This window comes from Raineya sp. (assembly GCF_053497555.1).
In genome coordinates this window covers 20,824-36,781 of record NZ_JBRCWE010000030.1, presented here as the reverse complement: position 1 = coordinate 36,781, position 15,958 = coordinate 20,824, and the positions used below count along the sequence as shown (strand labels likewise).

Sequence of the window (15,958 nt, the reverse complement as noted above, 5' to 3'; positions counted from 1 at the left end):
ATTTTCAGTGGCTTGGCAACTTTTGAAATCAAACTCCCCCTTTTTGAAGGACCTTTTGATTTGCTCCTGTTTTTTATTGAACGCGATGAGCTGGATATTTACGATATTCCTATCTCCAAAATCACCCAAGACTTTTTGGACTATATTCATCATTTAGAAAAATTGAACATTGAAGTCGCCAGCGAATTTATTTTAGTAGCAGGCACACTCGTAAGAATTAAAGCCAAAATGCTTTTGCCTCGCCCCGAAATTGATGAAAAAGGCAATGAAATTGACCCTCGCGACGAACTGATTAAACACCTTTTAGAGTATAAAAAATACAAAGGCATTGTAGGTGAGCTTGCCAAGCTGGAAGAGGAACGCCTACAAAAAGAAGCTCGCGGCAATATTATCGCTGAACTTAAAAAAATTGCCGCCGTGAGCAGTGTAGAAACCGAATTGCAAGATATAGACCTCTACAAACTGCTCAAAGTTTATGAAAAAGTAACAGAACGCTTCAAAAACAATGCTCGTACAGGGCAACATACCGTTTTGCAATATCCTTATAGCATTGAAAGACAGAAAAAGCATTTGCTCGAACGCCTAAATACCGAAAAAAGACTTGATTTTGAAGACATCATCAGTGAAAATCAGAGCAAAATATATTTCATTTATACATTTTTGGCTATTTTAGAAATGTTGCAAGAAGGAAGCATCAGCATATACGTAGGGCTTGACTTCAATAGCTTTTGGATAAAACCCTACGAACCCCAAGAACTTGTAGAAGTTCAGGTTTGAAAATTTACGTTTTGTAAATCAATTACTTCAATTTTGGCACTCAATTTTACCCAACAAATCTAAATCTATGGAAACTATTTGGCAATACATACAAACACTCACCAATTCCGAAGAGGTTATCAGCAGGGGTGGTTTGGCTTTGGTTTTTTTGATAGTATATCTAGAAACAGGCTGGTTTTTTGGTTTTTTCTTGCCCGGCGATTATCTCCTATTTTTGGCGGGTATGCTTTGCGATAAGTATTTGGGTGGAAATATTTGGATTGTATTTGGTGGAATTTTCGCTTCGGCAGTTTTAGGGAATTTTTCGGGATATGGTTTTGGTAAATTGGTGGGCAGGAACTTTGAAAATCGTAAGGAAACTTGGTATTTCAAACGGAAATACATTGAGCAAACCCGAGCATTTTTTGATAAAAATGGTGGTAAGGCTCTAGTTATTGGGCGTTTCCTTCCCATTATTCGTACGTTTGCTCCCTTACTGGCAGGAATGGCAAGAATGCCTCTTGCGTATTTTGCCATTTACAATATTATTGGAGCTTTGATGTGGTCAGGATTGCTGGTTTTAGGAGGCTACTACCTCGGACACGCTTTTCCTGCTATGGTCAATTATGTAGAATACGTAATTTTATTTTTCCTTGCAATTACTACCCTTACGCTTATCAAGGGATATTTGAGGCTCAAAAAACAAAACAAAGAAAGCAAAAAAGAAGTTTTAGACAACAATCAAGCATAAACGAATATGGCAACCACTTACAAAGTACCTACAATGGCAGAGCTTGCCGCAGAAGGCAAAACCCCCGATGTTCTTTTTTGGGTGGGTTGTGCAGGTAGTTTTGACTACCGCTACAAGCAAGTTACAATTGCTTTTGCTAAAATTCTCAATAAACTCAATATCAATTTTGCTGTACTGGGCACAGAAGAAAATTGCACAGGCGACCCTGCCCGCAGAGCAGGCAACGAGTTTCTCTTTCAGATGCAAGCTATTTCCAATATTCAAACCCTCAACAATTATGGTATAAAGAAAATTGTTACGGCTTGCCCACATTGCTTCAATACGCTCAAAAACGAATATCCTGAATTAGGAGGCAACTACGAAGTAATTCATCATTCCGAGTTTTTGCAACAACTCATCAACGAAGGGCGTATCAAGCTCAAAGAAGGGGGCGAATTTAAGGGAAAACGCATCACCTATCACGACTCTTGCTATTTGGGTAGAGCCAACGATATTTACGAAGCCCCTCGGGCAGTGCTAGAGGCTCTGGACGTAGCACTTGTAGAAATGAAACGTAGCCGAAGCAAAGGGCTTTGCTGTGGAGCTGGTGGAGCTCAAATGTTCAAAGAACCTGAAAAAGGCAATAAAGATGTAAATATTGAACGCATTGAAGATGCTCTGGAAACCAACCCCAACGCTATTGCTGTGGCTTGTCCTTTTTGTATGGTAATGATGACTGACGGCGTGAAAAACAAAGAAAAAGAAGCCGAAATCAAAGTGTATGATTTGGCAGAGCTCATAGAAAAGTCTATGGAATAATGCAAGACGAAATACAGAAAGAACTTGCCCACATTGAGCAAAGCCATAACATAAAAATCCTTTATGCTGTTGAAAGTGGAAGCAGGGCTTGGGGCTTTGCTTCCACCAATAGTGATTGGGACGTAAGATTTCTGTACATTCACCCGCTCGATTGGTACTTGCAAATAGAGGAATATAAAGACAATCTGGAAAAAATTTTACCCAATAATATAGACCTTGCAGGTTGGGAACTCAAAAAAGCCTTGCGTCTTTTCAGAAAATCTAATCCGCCGCTTTTAGAATGGTTGCAAAGTCCTATGGTGTATGCTGAAAAATACACCACTGCTAGCCAATTGCGAGCCTTACAACAGATTTATTTCAATCCCAAATCTTGCTTGCATCATTATTTGCATATGGCAGGTGGGAATTATAGAGATTATTTGCAGAAAGAGGTGGTGAGAGTAAAGAAATATTTTTATGTGCTTCGTCCTCTTTTGGCTTGCGAATGGATTTATCACGAAAAAACTATGCCACCCATACAATTTGCAAAGCTATTGGATACTCAAGTGAAAGATGAAGCCCTCAAAGTAGAAATTTTACGACTTTTGGAAAGAAAAATGGCAGGTGAGGAGCTAGATTTAGCCCCTCAAATTTCTATTCTCAACCATTTTATTGAACAAAAACTTGCTTTTTTCAACGATTATGTGAGAACTTTGGAAAAATCTTTGCCCCCTGATACCAACCAACTCAATATTTTATTCAAAGAAACCTTGCAGGAAGTTTGGCATTGTTTTTAGTGTAAATTGAAAAAAATGAATTGGATACAAAAACTTCAAGAACGCTGGAAAGTAAAAAGTGCTTGGCAAGTGCTTGTGATACTGATAGTTTTTGCTTGCACGGGTTTTACTATTCTTTTTCTTAAAAAACCTATCTACAATGTCCTAAACATCAATGAGCAAACGCCTACTTGGCAGAGGATAATCACTTGGATTGTGCTGATTTTGCCTCTGTATAATGTGCTTTTGCTAATGTACGGCTTCGTATTTGGGCAATTTAGTTTTTTTTGGCTTTTTGTCAATCGGTTATTTGGTAGATTGTTCTTTTTTTGGCGAAAGAAACAAGACTAACCTTCTTTGGCTACCAGTCTGAAATTTTCAAAAGTTTTGCCTTGCAGTTGTTTTTGCCAACGCTCAAATAATGGTTTTTCTAATGAAAACTCTCTATATTCATCAGGGTTCATAATAGGAATTCCCTTTACAATAGGATAGCTTCTTTGGCACTGCTTGCAGAAAAGCCAACCTTCTAAAATATTTTCTTGGGTATCTTGCAGGATAGTTGTAAGTTCCAAATCAGCTTTATCAAAAGGACAGCAGAGTTTTTGAATGGTATTTTTTCGCATAATTTTACCAAGTTTGAATTTCTTTACAATAGGTTTGTATTGCTTTCAGCGGATTTTCGGCACTCATAATTCCTGAAACAAGTGCCAATCCGTCAAAATATTCCTGAATGGTTTTTAATTGTGGCAATCTATCCACAGAAATACCACCTGCCAAAAAGATAGGTAGTTTGCTTATGGATTTTGCCTTCAAGATAGTTTCAAACTGCACCAGTTCGCAACTATTGGCAGTGAGGGAAGGAAACATTGAACAAAACGAAATGTAAGAAAACTGCTCTTTTTCTGCCCACTCCACTACACGCAAATCGTTGTTGGCAGTAATGCCCAAAAGTGTATTGGGGGGTAAAGATTTTCGGATATGCTCCCAATTTGGGGGTATTTTATCAAAATGTACGCCTGCTAAACTATCGTATTGCGATAAATAGTTCCAGCGATTATTGATAAGTACAGGAACATCTTTTTGCCAACACATAGAAACTATTGCAGGTATAATTTCCTTTGCCTGCTCTTCTGAAACAAAGTTATCCCAGATTTGCAGAGCATAGAGTTTTTCTTGCAAAGCAGAAGCCAATTTTTTTAGCAATTCAGATAGGGGTTTGGCAGGGTCAATTATCAGATAAATATCCTTCTTCATTTTCAAGAATTTTACTTCCAGCCGTTCTGATACGCTTTGAAAAAAGCTCCCCAGTAGGGGTCTGTATCAAAATAGGGCATATCTATCAGTTGTTCGTTTTGTAGTAATTTTTTGCCAAAGTTTTTAGGCTTAATTTCACCTATCACTGTTGCCTCAATATGTTCAGATTGTAGGCTTTGGATAATTTCGGGGGCTTTTTCGGGTTGGCAAGCTATTATCATTGCCCCTGCTCCTACGCAATACCGATAGTCCAAATCAAACAGACTGCAAACATTTCTGATTACTTCATTTGCAGGAATTTTATCATCATAAACCAAAACACCTTTATCTGCGGCGGTAACCATTTCATAAATAGCCCCCAATACACCTCCTTCGGTTACATCGTGCATAGCAGAAATGCCTCTTGATTTAGGCTCTCCCTTGCTTGCCAACATTGCTTCTTTCAAAGAAGAAGTTTCATAAAATAGTGAGGCGGCTTGTTGCTGAGTTTCTTTACCCAAGTGTTTTTCAAGTGTTTGCGGAAAACTCTTTGCTAAAATTGCTACTGATGAAATAGCCGCCTGTTTGGTAACTATAATCACATCTCCTTCGCGAGCTTGTGTAGAAGTAAGCACTTGGCTTGCGGGGCAAAAATTCCAAAAAGTACCCCCGCCTGCAATGGTAGAGTTTTGTCCTTCAATAAATCCTGTATGTCCTCCTGTAATAGCTACTCCTATTTCTTTGCAGAATTGATGAATATACCCCCAATAAGTTTTGAAATCCTCTTTTGAAAGCCAAGCAGGCAAGTTGAGTACCATTTGAGCAAACATTGGTGCAAAGCCTGTGGTTGCCATATCGTTGGCTATCAGATGCACCGAAAGCCAAGCCGATTCTTCCAAACCCAAGGAAGGAATAAGGGACAAAGGGTCGCTGGTAATTGCCATTACTTGGTTTTCAGATAGCTTAATGAGAGCAACATCTACTCCAAATTGTGGTTTTATTTGCACCAAAGCCTGCTCTGCTCCGCATTGCAATTGTATGACATTTTCCAAAAAATTTAGCTCAACTTTTCCTAAATGCTTTGCCATTATGCTACATCATTAAATTGAACATATAAACCGAAGAAATCGCCATAAGGAACTCCCCACTGCTGAACAGGAAACCATTTTGGCAAGCCTGTACAAGTCCATTCTATGCTGTAACTTCTTCCTTTCAAAGCCTCATCAATGATTTTGATGAGTTTTTGGGGGGTGTAAAAAGTAGCAGTAACATAAAATGGATTTTTGCCAAAAAATTGCTGTATGCGTCTGCGAACTACTTTCAAAGAGTTCCGATTCATCATACCCATAGCTATTCCATATTTAGCAACTCGGGCGGCTTCTTGTATTACCTGCACGGGCTTTTTGTAGTATTCAAAAGTGGTAATGAAAGCCAGAGCATCAAAGGTATGGTCTTTGAAAGGCATATAATGAGAGTCTGCCATTACAAGGTCGCCCTCAAAAAGTTGCAATGCTTGCGAAAGCATTAAAGGCGAAATATCCCCTCCTGTGGCTTCTATGCCAATATCTTTCCACCAACGCGTAAAACGCCCCGTACCACAGCCAAACTCTAAAAGTGTTTTGATACGTTTATCTTTGGAAACGAGTTGCTCCATTACTTTTTTTTGCCAAATTTCTGCTCTTTTATATCGCCCTTCGTACCAGAGTTCGTAGGTATCGGTATGCTCTCTGTTGAAGAACCATTCGGGGCGGTTTTGCCAGCTTTGCCAATGAGCAGGAATTAACGTAAGTTGTTTGTTGTTGCTATTTTCCATTGTTGCTATGATTTACAAATAAAAAAATCGCCCTTGTCAGACCAACAAGGGCGATAGCTATTGAATATGTTTCCCAATAATACAATTCAATTTGCAATCCCTTCGTTGGCATTATCCAAATCAGGTTTTTCGGGTATGTTCTCAGCCCTGAAAATCATCAGAGCACCCCGTTGCAATGATTTTCCCTAAAAACTAAACTTAAAGGCAAAAAGTTTCCAAAGCGAAAGAATATTTTTAACTACGCCTTTTCAATTTTAACACTTACCGCAAGATTTGTATTTTTTGCAACGGCTCTTTATCCTGATGAAAACTTTATCTGAAAATTTATAGCACTATGCAAATTGCTAAAATATTTGTATTTTCAAGGCTCAAAAAAGCATTATTCAGTGGCAAAAACAAAAACGACCTTTTTTTGTCAGAGTTGTGGCTATCAGTCGCCGAAGTGGCTGGGCAGATGCCCTTCTTGTCAGCAGTGGAATACCTTTGTAGAGGAAATTGTAGAAAAAACCGAGCCTACGAAAGGAGAATGGAAAAGTAGCACTTCCACCAAAATCAGTAATAAACCCAAATTGCTTGCTGAAGTAGATTTTGAAGCACAACCTCGCTTGCTTACTTGCGATAAAGAACTCAACAGAGTTTTGGGAGGAGGTATCGTAGCAGGCTCTTTGGTGCTTATTGGTGGCGAGCCGGGTATCGGAAAATCTACGTTAATGCTTCAAATTGCTTTGGGTTTGCAGGGAAAGCGAGTTTTGTACGTTTCGGGAGAAGAGAGCGAACAGCAAATAAAAATGAGAGCAGAACGCTTGGAACAAAAAGGTGCAGAATGTTATTTGCTTTGTGAAACCTCTACACAAAATATTTTCAAGCAAATTGAAAATTTAGAGCCTGATGTAGTAGTGATTGATTCCATTCAAACGCTTCATTCGGCTTTTATTGAATCTTCGGCGGGTAGTATTTCGCAAGTGCGTGAATGTACGGCTGAACTAATGAAATTTGCCAAAGAAACTGCTACCCCTGTTTTTCTGATAGGGCACATCACCAAAGAAGGCACATTGGCAGGTCCCAAAGTTTTGGAGCATATGGTAGATACGGTTCTGCAATTTGAAGGCGACAGACATTTAGCGTATCGCATTTTGCGTACCACCAAAAATCGCTTTGGTTCTACTTCCGAACTGGGTATTTACGAAATGCTCGCCACAGGCTTACGCGAAGTAAGCAACCCTTCGGAAATTCTGATTTCGCAACGAGAAGAAACTTTGAGTGGTGTGAGCATCGGAGCAACTTTGGAAGGTAACCGACCTCTGCTGATAGAAGTGCAGTCTTTGGTAAGTCCTGCTACTTACGGAACACCTCAACGCAGCAGTACGGGTTTTGATAACAAACGCCTCAATATGCTACTAGCTGTCTTGGAAAAAAGAGGGGGCTTTCGTTTAAGCACACAAGATGTTTTTTTGAACATTACAGGAGGTTTGCGAATAGAAGACCCTGCCATTGATTTAGCCGTCTGCTCTTCGGTTGCGTCTTCGTATGAAGATATTCCCATTTCGCCAAAAATCTGCTTTGCCGCCGAGGTAGGTTTGGGAGGAGAAATTAGAGCTATTAGCCGAATAGAAAACCGCATCAGCGAAGCTGAAAAGTTAGGTTTTGAAACTATTTTTATTTCCCGCTACAACCTGAAAGGCTTACAGACCTCGCAGTTCAAAATTCAAATCAAGGCTATGAGCAAACTTGACGAGGTATTCAGAGCAATCTTTTGAGAAGCATTTCCTGCTTGGGTTCGGGGAAATTCATTGTAAAATGTGGTACTGAAATAGCGGCAAGAAGTTTCTGCTTGCTAATATCGGGGAATAAATCGGAATGAACCTGAATATTTTGCACTTTACAGAGCTTCGCCCAGCCCTTGCCTTGCGGGGTGGTGTGGAGGAGCGTTCCTCTTCGCCACTGATAAAAATGAAAAGGTAGCCAAGCTGTATTGATATAAAAAGGTATGCCAAATGCTTTGAGTTCGGCACTGAAAAAGTTTCTACCTTGCTTTTCTACTACGAAACGTTCAAATCCCTTTTCTGCTTTTTCCCAACGAAAATCCGCCAGTTCTTTGGGAATTCCCCAGTTTTCTATGCCATTATACACACTATCGTAAGTAGAAACATAAATTTTGGAAATATGAAAAGCCTTTCTCTGCTTGAACTGAAAAAGTCCGGGGATAAACAAAAGTTCCTGATATGCTCCCACAGGTGAATCGCTATAATCCACGAGCATTACACTGCCCACAATTCCCCTGAATTTTCCTAATAAACCTTCGGGTAGAAAGCCGTTTTTTTCAACAAATTCTTTTTCAAAACGATAAAGTAAGATGTAACCTTTGCCGTGCAGGCTCCAAGGTGGTCGGGCAATAATAGAAAGTATGTTATCCATACATTAAGATTTTGAAGGATTTTTATGTTCAAAGGTTAGAAGTTCAAAGGTTCAAAAGTTGAAGTTAAAGCTCTACTTCATTCAGATGTCTAAAATCCCGTTTCCTGCTTCTTGTTTCCTGTTTCCACTGCAAATAAACCTGAAAAATACGTATTTTTAACACACAATCTATCATTTCTTTCACAAAACTGCAAACAAGAAAGCAAGGTTTCGTCTTTTTTTGTATCTTTGCACCTTCAAAAATATAACCCCCTATGAATATCCGAAATATTGCGATTATTGCTCACGTAGATCACGGCAAGACTACCCTCGTGGATAAAATGATTCATTCTGCCAAACTTTTCAGGGAAAATCAACAATTTGATGACCTGATTTTAGACAACAACGAGCTGGAACGTGAGCGTGGTATTACGATTGTTTCCAAAAATGTTTCTATTCGTTACAAAGATACCAAAATCAACATCATAGATACCCCCGGACACGCCGATTTTGGTGGCGAAGTAGAGCGTGTCTTGAAAATGGCTGATGGTGTATTACTCTTGGTAGATGCCTTTGAAGGTCCTATGCCTCAGACACGTTTCGTGCTTACCAAAGCCATTCAGTTGGGTTTGAAGCCTGTTTTGGTTATCAATAAAGTAGATAAACCCAATTGCCGCCCCGATGAAGTACACGAAGCCGTGTTTGATTTGATGTTTAACGTAGGGGCAAATGAAGACCAATTGGATTTTGTAACCCTTTATGGCTCTGCCAAACAAGGTTGGATGAGCTATGATTGGAAACAACCTACCACCGATATTACCCCTCTGCTGGATACCATTTTGAAAGTTATACCAGCCCCCAAAACCCAAGAAGGTTCTTTACAGCTACAAATTACTTCTTTGGATTATTCTAACTTTTTGGGCAGAATTGCCATTGGGCGTGTGTATAGAGGCGAAATCGCCGTAGGTATGCAAGTAGCTTTGTGCAAAGCTGATGGCTCTGTAAAAAAGATGCGTGTGAAAGAATTGCAAACCTTTGAGGGCTTGAACCGAGCCAGTGTAGAAAAAGTACAGGCAGGAGATATTTGTGCCGTAATTGGTCTAGAAGAATTTGAAATCGGTGATACCATTGCCGATATAGAAAACCCTGAACCTCTGCCGCGTATAGCTATCGATGAGCCTACAATGAGTATGCTTTTCACTATCAATAACTCGCCTTTCTTTGGTAGAGATGGCAAATTTGTAACTTCAAGACACTTGCGAGATAGGTTGCTCAAAGAAACTGAAAAAAATCTTGCTTTGCGTGTAGAATTTACCGACCGCGAAGATACCTTTATTGTTTATGGAAGAGGTATTCTGCACCTTTCCATACTCATTGAAACAATGCGAAGAGAAGGCTACGAACTGCAAGTAGGACAGCCACGCGTACTATTCAAGGAAATCAATGGACAAAAACACGAACCCATTGAAACCCTTGTAGTTGATGTTCCTGAAAATGTAGCAGGTAAAGTAATAGAACTTGCTACCCAACGCAAGGGTGAGCTTATGGTAATGGAGCCCAAAGGCGATTTGCAACATTTGGAGTTCAAAATTCCTTCTCGTGGGCTGATTGGCTTGCGAAACTTGGTGCTTACTGCTACCCAAGGCGAAGCCGTAATGACACACCGCTTTATTGGTTACGAACCTTACAAAGGCGATATTCCTGAGCGTACCAGTGGCTCGCTGATTTCCAAAGACACAGGTCCCGCTACGGCTTATTCTATTGATAAACTGCAAGATAGAGGTAAATTTTTCATTGACCCCGGCGAAGAAGTGTATGGTGGGCAAATCATTGGCGAACATACACGTGGCTCCGATTTGGTTGTGAATGTACAGACAGCCAAAAAACTTACCAACGTGCGTGCCGCTGGCTCTGACGAAAACGTAAAGATTACCCCCAAAGTGCAGTTTTCATTAGAAGAGGCTATGGAGTACATTCAGAAAGATGAATACGTAGAAATTACGCCTACGGCTATTCGTATGCGTAAAATCTATCTTGATGAAAACGAAAGAAAAAGAATGGAAAAAGAGTTTAGTTAGGTAGCTATGCAAAAGTTTCTTATTGTAGGGCTCGGCAATATTGGTTTGGAGTATGCTCTTACTCGGCATAACATTGGTTTTATGGTAGTTGATAAACTTGCTTTTATGCAAGAAGCTACTTTCAAAACCGACCGCCTCGCCGATGTTGCCGATTTTAAGCATAAAGGCAAACATATTTTTCTCATCAAGCCTTCTACTTATATGAATTTGAGTGGTAGGGCGGTAAATTATTGGAAACAAGAACTGAAAGTTCCACAGGAAAATATTTTGGTAATCACTGATGATGTGGCTTTACCTTTTGGAAAAATTCGCTTGCGTAGCAAAGGCTCCGATGGCGGACACAATGGGCTGAAAAATATTCAAGAGGTACTTCAAAGTCAGGAATATGCTCGTATGCGTATAGGGGTAGGCAACAATTATCCCAAAGGTATGCAAGCTGAATATGTACTTAGTCCTTTTTCTGTCGATGAGCAAAAAGAGTTGCCACAAATTTTAGAAACTGCTTCCCAAGCGGTACTCACTTTTTGCTTGGAAGGCATTAGCAATGCAATGAATAAGTTTAATAGTAAAGGGTAAAGCTATCAGATTAAGAAGCCTGCGAGGTGGCATACGTTGCGAAACGTTCTTCGTCGTAGATGGTTTGTAAGAAAGAAGATTCAAAAACCTTAAAGCCTCCTTGCAATTTGCAGGCATCTTTGCAAAGTTGGTACATTGCTACGGCTACGGCTTTGGCTTCTATGGGGCGATACTTTTTCAATCCTCCCACCATCATAAATTCAAGTCCTTTGGCTATTACTTTGCCTATTTCTTCGCCCAATCTAAATTCCGACCTTTCGCCAAGAAGCAAAGAAGGGCGAATGATATGCGTACTTTTGAATTGTAAATGCTCAATGGCTTCCTCTACTTCGCCTTTTACCCGATTGTAGTAAAAAGTAGAACTTTTACACGCTCCCATAGCAGTAACTATGGAAAAGTGACTTGCACCATTGAATTTTGCGATTTTGGCAATTTCAGTAGGATACACAAAATCTACTTGATAAAACTGCTCTTTGGTTTTGGCTTTCTTGATAGTGGTTCCCAAACAGCAATACACATCATTGGCTTTGATAAGATGAGCATAAGCCTCCAAATTTTCAAAATCAATAATGTGTTGGGTGAGTTTGATGTGTTGCAGAGGTATAGGCTTGCGGGTAAGAACAATAACTTCCTGATAGTAGTCATCTGCAAGCATTTGCTCCAAAAGGAGAGAACCTACCAAACCCGTAGCACCTACGAGTAAGGCAGTTTTTTTATGCGAACAGCCCATTAGAACAACTTGGTTGAATTAGCACTTTTTCATAAAAATAGCTTGCAAATATAACAATTTTTTTGCGAAAAAGCTAAACTTGTAAAGAAATTTATTGCCAGAAACTTACTCTACCCAAGTAACTTTTTCCTGAATTGGTTTGCGAGAGCTATCGGGAGAGGGTTTGGTGATATGTCCCACGTACAAGAAACCTAAAAACTTATCATTTTCGCCAAGACCAAAAAAAGGCTTTGCTTCGGGATAATACGTAATGCCTCCACTGCCCCAGTACACTCCTACATTGTAAGCGGCGGCAGTAAGATACATATTCTGAACGGCACAAGCTACGGCTTCAATCTCCTCTATTTCAGGTACTTGTTCGTTTCTTTTCATTCCAATAGCAATGATATGCGAGGCTTTGAGCGGCTTGGTAGCAAGCATTTGGTAGGTTTTTTCATTAAAAGCCTCCCCCTGATTTTTTTCTTTATACAAATTTGCCTGAAAATCGGCGAGTTTTTTTAGTCCTTCGCCTGTAAAAACCACAAAACGCCAAGGTTCTGTTTTTTTGTGCGTAGGAGCCCAATTAGCATTTTCAAGCATTTGCCAAATGATAGCATCATCTACTTTTTTACCCACCTCAAATTGTTCGGGATAGGTGGAGCGTCTGTTGCGTATAATTTGATTGATTTCCATAGCTGTTTTTTTACTTAGTCGTTGCTAACGTTAAGGATTTCCATTTCAAAATAAATGGGGTCGAAAGGGAAAATGACAAAAGCTCCTGTTCTTGGATTGGTAGAGCCTGTTCCTCTGTATGCCTGGTTAGAGGGAATAAACAAATAACCTTTTTCACCGCGTTTCATCAGTGGCACACCCACTCGCCAGCCGTTAATAACATTGCCGATAGGTTTGAAAGTAAAACTTTGGCTTGCATCAAAAATGGTATTATCAATCACTCGGCGTCCAATGTATTTCACGGTTACTGTGGAAGAATCGCGTATCAAGTCGGTAGTGCCTACGTCTGTAAGGCTAAAAATTACGCCATCTTTATTTTGTGTAACAGGCAAATTGAGTTCAGCAATTTTTTCTGCGATAAATTCAGTTTCGCTTTTCAAATCAACCAGTTCCAAATCTACACGAATAGCTGAATAAGGTGGCAAAAACGGCGAAGAAGCTGTACCATAACCCAAAGTGTGGTTCATCAGTAAGATAGCTTTTTGCCCTTTGAACATTTTTTCTTTACCCAGTTGCAAGAAAATATCAATACCACGTGGAGTAATCAAGGCTCTGCTGTTGCCTGTGGGATTGAGCAGAGCAACCGTAAGCGTTTTGTTTCCTGATAGTTTGTAGTTGGTATCAATGGGTGTTTCCGAAGGAATTAGACGTGTTTCGTATTTGATAATGACGTGGCGGAAAGTGGTATCGGGTGTTCTGCTTTGAGGTGTGCCAGATACTTGGTAATAAATACCATTTTCATCTTTTTGCATTTGCAAACCCTTTTGGGCAATGTAGCTCTGAATTTCTTGCTCATTGCGAGCAAGTTGCTCTGCCAAAAAGTCGGCATTAGGGTCTTTGCGTTTGCAGGCAAAAAGCACTATCAAGCCTATAATAGCGATAAAAATATTCGTTTTCAAGTGTCTCATTGGAAGTCTGAAAATTTATACCAAGATTTACTTTTGGTTTAAGTTTTTATTGGGTTTAATATCTATCAATTCTACTTCAAAAAGCAAGGTAGAAAAAGGAGGGATAGTTTCTCCGCCGCCCATTGCACCATAGGCTAATTTTGAAGGAATAAGCAGTTGGGCTTTTTCACCTTTGCGTAGTAGGGCAATACCTTCGTCCCAGCCCTTGATAACGCTACCCATTCCGAGAACAAACTGCAATGGCTCTTTTCTGTTGAGTGAGCTATCAAAAACCTTGCCATCTAAAAATTTGCCAGTGTAATGTACATACACGGTATCGTATGCTTTGGCTTGGGGATTTTCAGGTGCCGTTTTGGTAATTTTGTAGTAAAGCCCCGAAGCCGTTTTTTGCATTTCAAGTTTGTTTTCTTTGATATAGGCTTCTAATTTGCTTTCTTCTTCTGCTTCTTTCTTTTTCAAATTTTCTTGTTGTCTTTGTTCGGCGAGTTGGGCATCTTTTTGGACCTGCTCTTTGGTTTTCTTGCCTGTAATTTTTACCCAATATTCAAAATAAACATTCTTTTTGCCTTGTCTTTGCATTTCTTGGGCAAATTGGTCAAAGAATGGGTATTTTTTTACCAAAGTATCCAAAGAAACCTTAATTTTTACACTATCGCCTATTTGCAAGAAGGGTAATACTTCGGTAGGCAAACCTTTTTCTCCTTTGACAGGTATAGAGAAACCATTTCTTAAAGAAGAATCCAGCAAAGCACGTTTGTAGCTATTATCTACTTCAAAGGTATCCAATTTGCTAATAAGATGTATCATTGCATACTCACCTTCTTTGAGTTTTTCGCCTTTGGGGTTGCGTTCAAGAATTTGAAATATCACCCCCGAAGGAAGTCTTTCTTCGTTTTTATCGTTTTTACGAGGTTTCTCACAAGCGAAAAAAGCAAGAATTAGTGCAAAAAAGGTAAGTAGATTTTGATGGCGGTTCATAGAGTTTTCGGTTGAAAGGGTTTGTATATGATAAAGTTTCTAATTTACATTTGCACGCTCAAAAGTTCATTTTTTTTGCTTTCAATAATTTCTAAAAACTTCTTTTCGGTTTCTTGTAGGCTCAAATAGCAAGTACCTCCTGCGGCGTTTTTATGCCCACCACCATTGAAGTATTCAGCGGCAAGGTCATTTACCGAAAAATCGCCCACAGAGCGGAAAGAAAGTTTTATATTTTCGCCTCTATCAATCATAATGGCGGCGAGTACAATGCCTTCAATAGAAAGAGCATAATTTACAACTCCTTCGGTATCGCCTGTTTGCGAATGAAAGCGATTGAGTTCATCAGCCGTTATGGTAATGTAGGCAGTACGCAATTCGGGCAATACTTTGAGTTTTTGGCTGAGTACATAGCCTAAAAAACGCAACCTCAATTCCGAATTGCTATCGTAAATACGATTATGGACTTTGGTAGTATTAACGCCAATGTCAATCAGTTCGCCTGCAATTTCGTGAACTCTACGGGTAGTAGTAGGGTGCTTGAAAGAACCTGTATCGGTAAGTATGCCCGCATAAAGAGCCTCACCAATGGGTACATCAATCTTATCTTTATCACCCAGCTCGCCAATGAGTTCGTAAATGAGTTGGGCAGTTGCGGCGGCTTTGATATCGTGGTAGCTAAAAGTAGGCTGAATAGAAGGGTTGATGTGGTGGTCTATGAGCAAAGTTTTTGTTGAACCATTCACACGCTGAAATACGGGGGCAATTTCTTCTAAACGAGGATAGCAAGAAAAATCTAAATAGCAAACTAAATCTGCTTTCTTGACAATCTGCTCTATTTCGGCTGTATTTTTTTGATTGTAAATAAGCACTTCTTCGTTGCCGGGTATCCAATGCAAAAACTTGGGGTAATCACTTGGAGAAATAACTTTTACATTGTGTCCTAATTTTTTCAAATACCCCGCCCACCCCAAAGATGAACCCAAAGCATCTGCATCAGGTTTGTAGTGTGTAGTAATAACGATATTTTTAGGTGTGGCTAAAAACTCCTTCAACTGACTTACATTTTCCATCACTGCCAATTTGGAACGCAAAGTTGCAAAAATTCAATCCGAAAAACAACTTTTTCTGAAAAAATTACTCGTTTCGTAGCTTACGTGCCAATTCCTCTACTTGTTTTTGTAGGTCGTTTTCTTTTTGAAGCGGTCTGAGCGAAAGCAAGTCGGGTTCTATGCTCGTGATAATCTGTTCTAAATTTTCAACTCGCTGACGCAAACGCTCATTTTCTTGCAAAAGAAAATCAATATTCTTGCGGTCTTTTTCTGAAACTCCCCCCTTTTCCAATTCCATTCGCTTTATTTTTACGTAATAGCCGCCTATAATAGCTACCAAAGGAATAGAAAACACTAAAACAGAGGTGATGATTGCGGGATTTAAGAAAACAAGCCAAACGTTCATACGCAAATCAAATTTGGGCAAA

The 15,958-nt window shown here is 39.7% G+C and carries 19 protein-coding genes and 1 riboswitch; of the genes, 8 read left to right on the top strand and 11 right to left on the bottom strand.

Features of this window, described 5'->3' with window-relative positions; translation table 11 throughout:
• Positions 1–12 precede the first annotated feature (12 nt).
• The 5 genes from ACWITO_RS03615 to ACWITO_RS03595 all read left to right on the top strand — a co-directional run bounded on the left by ACWITO_RS03615 (position 13) and on the right by ACWITO_RS03595 (position 3,411).
• A complete protein-coding gene (locus ACWITO_RS03615; protein ID WP_448528644.1) occupies positions 13–777 on the top strand; it encodes a segregation and condensation protein A in 765 nt (254 codons plus the stop codon).
• Between the two features lie 67 nt (positions 778–844).
• Complete coding sequence (locus ACWITO_RS03610; protein WP_448528643.1) at positions 845–1,507, top strand: DedA family protein; 663 nt, start codon at positions 845–847, stop codon at positions 1,505–1,507.
• A 6-nt stretch (positions 1,508–1,513) separates the two neighbouring features.
• The gene (locus ACWITO_RS03605) at positions 1,514–2,305 is read left to right on the top strand and encodes a (Fe-S)-binding protein (RefSeq protein WP_448528642.1); all 792 of its coding nucleotides are present in this window, start codon (positions 1,514–1,516) and stop codon (positions 2,303–2,305) included.
• The gene (locus ACWITO_RS03600; protein WP_448528641.1) at positions 2,305–3,081 is read left to right on the top strand and encodes a nucleotidyltransferase domain-containing protein; all 777 of its coding nucleotides are present in this window, start codon (positions 2,305–2,307) and stop codon (positions 3,079–3,081) included. Before ACWITO_RS03605 ends, ACWITO_RS03600 begins: the two co-directional genes overlap by 1 nt.
• 15 nt (positions 3,082–3,096) lie before the next feature.
• Positions 3,097–3,411: a DUF6787 family protein gene (locus ACWITO_RS03595; protein WP_448528640.1), complete on the top strand. Its 315-nt coding sequence runs from the start codon at positions 3,097–3,099 to the stop codon at positions 3,409–3,411.
• On the opposite strand, the gene ACWITO_RS03590 is transcribed toward ACWITO_RS03595, so the two are convergent.
• The 4 genes from ACWITO_RS03590 to ACWITO_RS03575 are packed head-to-tail and all read right to left on the bottom strand — an operon-like array spanning position 3,408 to position 6,106.
• Positions 3,408–3,683 carry a Trm112 family protein gene (locus ACWITO_RS03590; RefSeq protein WP_448528639.1) on the bottom strand — a complete coding sequence of 92 codons (276 nt, stop codon included), beginning with the start codon at positions 3,681–3,683 and terminating at the stop codon, positions 3,408–3,410. The two genes, ACWITO_RS03595 and ACWITO_RS03590, sit on opposite strands and share 4 nt — an antisense overlap.
• Positions 3,684–3,687: 4 nt before the next feature.
• The gene (locus ACWITO_RS03585; RefSeq protein WP_448528638.1) at positions 3,688–4,314 is read right to left on the bottom strand and encodes a thiamine phosphate synthase; all 627 of its coding nucleotides are present in this window, start codon (positions 4,312–4,314) and stop codon (positions 3,688–3,690) included.
• An 11-nt stretch (positions 4,315–4,325) separates the two neighbouring features.
• Positions 4,326–5,381, bottom strand: coding sequence for an AIR synthase family protein (locus tag ACWITO_RS03580; protein ID WP_448528637.1), 1,056 nt, complete (start codon positions 5,379–5,381; stop codon positions 4,326–4,328).
• Entirely contained in the window at positions 5,381–6,106 is a 726-nt protein-coding gene (locus ACWITO_RS03575) for a class I SAM-dependent methyltransferase (protein ID WP_448528636.1), read from the bottom strand. The genes ACWITO_RS03580 and ACWITO_RS03575 overlap by 1 nt, the downstream gene beginning before the upstream one ends.
• An 80-nt stretch (positions 6,107–6,186) precedes the next feature.
• Positions 6,187–6,286: riboswitch (TPP riboswitch) on the bottom strand.
• Between the two features lie 206 nt (positions 6,287–6,492).
• On the opposite strand from ACWITO_RS03575, the gene radA reads away from it, so the two are divergent.
• Positions 6,493–7,863 (top strand): DNA repair protein RadA, encoded by a 1,371-nt coding sequence (gene radA / locus ACWITO_RS03570; protein ID WP_448528635.1) that lies wholly within the window; start codon positions 6,493–6,495, stop codon positions 7,861–7,863.
• Here the strand turns inward: radA and ACWITO_RS03565 are convergent.
• On the bottom strand, positions 7,847–8,521 hold the full coding sequence (locus ACWITO_RS03565; RefSeq protein WP_448528634.1) for an acetoacetate decarboxylase family protein: 675 nt from the start codon (positions 8,519–8,521) through the stop codon (positions 7,847–7,849). The genes radA and ACWITO_RS03565 overlap by 17 nt on opposite strands.
• Before the next feature lie 254 nt (positions 8,522–8,775).
• Between ACWITO_RS03565 and typA the strand changes: the two genes are divergently transcribed.
• Both typA and pth read left to right on the top strand, forming a co-directional pair.
• Positions 8,776–10,578, top strand: a complete 1,803-nt coding sequence (gene typA, locus ACWITO_RS03560; protein WP_448528633.1) for a translational GTPase TypA — start codon at positions 8,776–8,778, stop codon at positions 10,576–10,578.
• A gap of 6 nt (positions 10,579–10,584) precedes the next feature.
• Positions 10,585–11,154, top strand: coding sequence for an aminoacyl-tRNA hydrolase (pth, locus tag ACWITO_RS03555; RefSeq protein ID WP_448528632.1), 570 nt, complete (start codon positions 10,585–10,587; stop codon positions 11,152–11,154).
• A gap of 10 nt (positions 11,155–11,164) precedes the next feature.
• Here pth and ACWITO_RS03550 read toward each other — a convergent pair whose 3' ends face one another.
• From ACWITO_RS03550 to ACWITO_RS03525, 6 genes are all read right to left on the bottom strand, one after another.
• Positions 11,165–11,884 carry an NAD(P)H-binding protein gene (locus tag ACWITO_RS03550; protein ID WP_448528631.1) on the bottom strand — a complete coding sequence of 240 codons (720 nt, stop codon included), beginning with the start codon at positions 11,882–11,884 and terminating at the stop codon, positions 11,165–11,167.
• Between the two features lie 105 nt (positions 11,885–11,989).
• Positions 11,990–12,556 carry a nitroreductase family protein gene (locus ACWITO_RS03545; protein WP_448528630.1) on the bottom strand — a complete coding sequence of 189 codons (567 nt, stop codon included), beginning with the start codon at positions 12,554–12,556 and terminating at the stop codon, positions 11,990–11,992.
• A gap of 14 nt (positions 12,557–12,570) precedes the next feature.
• The gene (locus tag ACWITO_RS03540) at positions 12,571–13,503 is read right to left on the bottom strand and encodes an FKBP-type peptidyl-prolyl cis-trans isomerase (protein WP_448528629.1); all 933 of its coding nucleotides are present in this window, start codon (positions 13,501–13,503) and stop codon (positions 12,571–12,573) included.
• Positions 13,504–13,530: 27 nt separating this feature from the next.
• Positions 13,531–14,481, bottom strand: coding sequence for an FKBP-type peptidyl-prolyl cis-trans isomerase (locus ACWITO_RS03535; RefSeq protein ID WP_448528628.1), 951 nt, complete (start codon positions 14,479–14,481; stop codon positions 13,531–13,533).
• Between the two features lie 44 nt (positions 14,482–14,525).
• Positions 14,526–15,551, bottom strand: coding sequence for a DHH family phosphoesterase (locus ACWITO_RS03530; protein ID WP_448528627.1), 1,026 nt, complete (start codon positions 15,549–15,551; stop codon positions 14,526–14,528).
• Between the two features lie 64 nt (positions 15,552–15,615).
• The gene (locus ACWITO_RS03525; RefSeq protein ID WP_448528626.1) at positions 15,616–15,936 is read right to left on the bottom strand and encodes a hypothetical protein; all 321 of its coding nucleotides are present in this window, start codon (positions 15,934–15,936) and stop codon (positions 15,616–15,618) included.
• Positions 15,937–15,958: the final 22 nt, after the last annotated feature.

What these genes read in the sequence shown, in the direction of transcription:
- ACWITO_RS03585 (WP_448528638.1), bottom strand. Translation starts at nt 4,314, where the DNA reads ATGAAGAAGGATATTTATCTGATAATTGACCCTGCCAAACCCCTATCT.
- ACWITO_RS03590 (WP_448528639.1), bottom strand. Translation starts at nt 3,683, where the DNA reads ATGCGAAAAAATACCATTCAAAAACTCTGCTGTCCTTTTGATAAAGCT.
- ACWITO_RS03610 (WP_448528643.1), top strand. Translation starts at nt 845, where the DNA reads ATGGAAACTATTTGGCAATACATACAAACACTCACCAATTCCGAAGAG.
- pth (WP_448528632.1), top strand. Translation starts at nt 10,585, where the DNA reads ATGCAAAAGTTTCTTATTGTAGGGCTCGGCAATATTGGTTTGGAGTAT.
- ACWITO_RS03595 (WP_448528640.1), top strand. Translation starts at nt 3,097, where the DNA reads ATGAATTGGATACAAAAACTTCAAGAACGCTGGAAAGTAAAAAGTGCT.
- ACWITO_RS03580 (WP_448528637.1), bottom strand. Translation starts at nt 5,381, where the DNA reads ATGGCAAAGCATTTAGGAAAAGTTGAGCTAAATTTTTTGGAAAATGTC.
- ACWITO_RS03525 (WP_448528626.1), bottom strand. Translation starts at nt 15,936, where the DNA reads ATGAACGTTTGGCTTGTTTTCTTAAATCCCGCAATCATCACCTCTGTT.
- ACWITO_RS03550 (WP_448528631.1), bottom strand. Translation starts at nt 11,884, where the DNA reads ATGGGCTGTTCGCATAAAAAAACTGCCTTACTCGTAGGTGCTACGGGT.
- ACWITO_RS03565 (WP_448528634.1), bottom strand. Translation starts at nt 8,521, where the DNA reads ATGGATAACATACTTTCTATTATTGCCCGACCACCTTGGAGCCTGCAC.
- ACWITO_RS03535 (WP_448528628.1), bottom strand. Translation starts at nt 14,481, where the DNA reads ATGAACCGCCATCAAAATCTACTTACCTTTTTTGCACTAATTCTTGCT.
- ACWITO_RS03540 (WP_448528629.1), bottom strand. Translation starts at nt 13,503, where the DNA reads ATGAGACACTTGAAAACGAATATTTTTATCGCTATTATAGGCTTGATA.
- ACWITO_RS03600 (WP_448528641.1), top strand. Translation starts at nt 2,305, where the DNA reads ATGCAAGACGAAATACAGAAAGAACTTGCCCACATTGAGCAAAGCCAT.
- ACWITO_RS03545 (WP_448528630.1), bottom strand. Translation starts at nt 12,556, where the DNA reads ATGGAAATCAATCAAATTATACGCAACAGACGCTCCACCTATCCCGAA.
- ACWITO_RS03605 (WP_448528642.1), top strand. Translation starts at nt 1,514, where the DNA reads ATGGCAACCACTTACAAAGTACCTACAATGGCAGAGCTTGCCGCAGAA.
- ACWITO_RS03530 (WP_448528627.1), bottom strand. Translation starts at nt 15,551, where the DNA reads ATGGAAAATGTAAGTCAGTTGAAGGAGTTTTTAGCCACACCTAAAAAT.
- typA (WP_448528633.1), top strand. Translation starts at nt 8,776, where the DNA reads ATGAATATCCGAAATATTGCGATTATTGCTCACGTAGATCACGGCAAG.
- ACWITO_RS03575 (WP_448528636.1), bottom strand. Translation starts at nt 6,106, where the DNA reads ATGGAAAATAGCAACAACAAACAACTTACGTTAATTCCTGCTCATTGG.